This window comes from Streptomyces sp. FH025 (assembly GCF_017427025.1).
In the GTDB taxonomy this organism is placed as follows: domain Bacteria; phylum Actinomycetota; class Actinomycetes; order Streptomycetales; family Streptomycetaceae; genus Kitasatospora.
Map to the genome: position 1 here is coordinate 1 of NZ_JAFLNG010000999.1, position 2,095 is coordinate 2,095.

Annotated in this window: 3 protein-coding genes; 1 reads left to right on the forward strand and 2 read right to left on the reverse strand. The window is 75.4% G+C overall.

Translation table 11 applies throughout. The annotated features are described in order from the left end of the window. The coding region (locus J0670_RS39755; RefSeq protein WP_307806859.1) for a DUF2510 domain-containing protein at nucleotides 1-400 on the reverse strand (400 nt) is incomplete at its 3' end. Between the two features lie 94 nt (nucleotides 401-494). Beyond that, on the reverse strand, nucleotides 495-1,001 hold the full coding sequence (locus J0670_RS36605) for a GNAT family N-acetyltransferase (RefSeq protein WP_207817095.1): 507 nt from the start codon (nucleotides 999-1,001) through the stop codon (nucleotides 495-497). A 55-nt stretch (nucleotides 1,002-1,056) separates the two neighbouring features. Here J0670_RS36605 and J0670_RS36610 point away from each other — a divergent pair, with 55 nt between their 5' ends. Then, complete coding sequence (locus J0670_RS36610; protein WP_207817096.1) at nucleotides 1,057-1,962, forward strand: TIGR01777 family oxidoreductase; 906 nt, start codon at nucleotides 1,057-1,059, stop codon at nucleotides 1,960-1,962. Nucleotides 1,963-2,095: the final 133 nt, after the last annotated feature.

Genomic DNA, 2,095 nt, shown 5'->3' on the forward strand with positions numbered 1-2,095 from the left:
GCGCGATCCCGGCGATGATCCCGCCCACGGCGAGCACGGCGACCGCGATGCCGATGATCACACCGGGCTTGGTCCGGTCGGGGGCGGGCTGCGGGTAGCCCGCGCCGGGGTAGCCGTAGCCGGCGCCCGGATAGGCCTCCTGGCCCGGGTAGCCGTACCCGGGCTGCTGGGCGGCGCCCTGGGCGGAGTAGCCGTAGTCGGGGCCCTGGCCCGGGTAGCCGTAGCCCGGCTGCTGGGGCGAGGGCTGCCACTGGGTCGGCGCGTCGGCGAGCTGTCCGGCGCCGCCCTGGAGCGGCCTGACGTCGCTGGTCCAGGCGTTGCCGTCCCACCAGCGCTCGTGACCCGGGGTACCGTCCGCACCGGGGACCGGGTACCACCCGGGAGGCGTCGAGTTGCTCACGGGCGTACGGTACCCGGCGGAGGCCGCTCCAGACAGGGCGGGCGCGTCACGACTCCGCGCCGCACGGAAATTGATGCTCCGTCAGTCGTGCGGCTCAGTCGGCCAGGCGGCGGGCCATCAAGATGTCGTCCACGTAGCGGCCGTCGATCAGGAACTCCTCGGCGAGCGAGCCCTCGACCACGAAGCCGCAGCTCTCGTACAGCCGGCGGGCCGGGGCGTTCCAGCCGAGCACCCGCAGGGTCATCTTGCGGGCGCCCGCGGCCCGGGCCGCGTCGCAGACCGCCTCGACCAGGCGCCGGCCTATGCCCCGGCCGCGCAGCGTGCCGTCCACGGCCAGGCCCTGGATCTGCCGGACGTGCCGGTTGACGGCCAGCGGGGTCGCCGGGACCTGACGGGTGTAGCCGACGATCCGGCCGTCCAGGACGGCGACCAGGTACTGGTCGGGGGTGTGCGCCTCGTCGAAGACCGTGTTCCCGGCGCGCGGCTGCGGGAAGACGTCGGACAGGGTGGACCAGGCCGCACGGTCGAGGGCGGCGAGTTCGCGCTCGTCCTCGGGCCGCGCGGACCGGATGATCAGATCGTCGTTGGGCATGCGCGCCATGCTAATGGGGCGTATGCGACGGGTGCCGGGAATTAAGAGCTGCGAGGATGGTGGCATGCGCATCGCTGTCACGGGCTCCACGGGATTGATCGGTTCGGCACTGGTCCGCTCGCTGCTGGCGGACGGCCACGAGGTGGTCCGGCTGGTCCGGCGCCGCTCCCGGACGGGCCCGCAGCCCGACGGCAGCACGGCGATCGGCTGGAACCCGCTGCTCGGCCAGGTCGAGCGGGACGGCCTCGCCGGGGTCGAGGCCGTGGTGCACCTGGCCGGCGCCGGGGTCGGCGACCGCCGCTGGACGGACTCCTACAAGCGGGACATCCGGGAGAGCCGGGTGTACGGCACCGAGACGCTGGCCGTCGCCCTGGCGGAGCTGAAGGAGCCGCCGCGGGTCCTCGTCAGCGCCTCCGCGGTCGGCTGGTACGGGCAGACCGGCGACCGGATCGTCGACGAGGACTCCCCCGCCGGCGAGGACTTCCTGGCCGAGGTCTGCCTGGAGTGGGAGGCGGCCGCACGGCCGGCCGAGCGGGCCGGGATCCGGGTCGTCCACCCGCGCACCGGGCTGGTGCTCTCCCCCGCCGGGGGCGCGGGCGCGCGACTGTTCCCGCTGTTCAAACTGGGTCTGGGCGGGCGGCTCGGCAGCGGGCGGCAGTACTGGAGCTTCATCTCGCTGGCCGACGAGGTGGCCGCGCTGCGCTTCCTGATCGACCGGGAGGACCTGTCCGGCGCCTTCAACCTCACCGCGCCGGAGCCGGTGACCAACGCCGAGCTGACCGCGGCGCTGGGCCGGGCGCTGCACCGGCCGACGCCGTTCCCGGTGCCGGAGGCGGTGCTCCGGGCGGCGCTCGGGGAGCTGGCGATCGAGGTGATCGGCAGCCACCGGGTGGTGCCGCGCCGGCTGCTCGACGCCGGGTTCCGCTTCGCGCACCCGGACGTCGACTCGGCGGTGCGGGCGGCGCTCTGACGCCCGGGTCCGCGGGCGGGGTCCGCGTTGCGCGGGCGCCCGCTCCGCGGGTGGGTCCGTTCCATGCCTGCGCGCGCCCCACTGGTGGGCCCGCGCCGCTCGTGCGCCCGCTCCGCACGTAGGCCCGCTACGG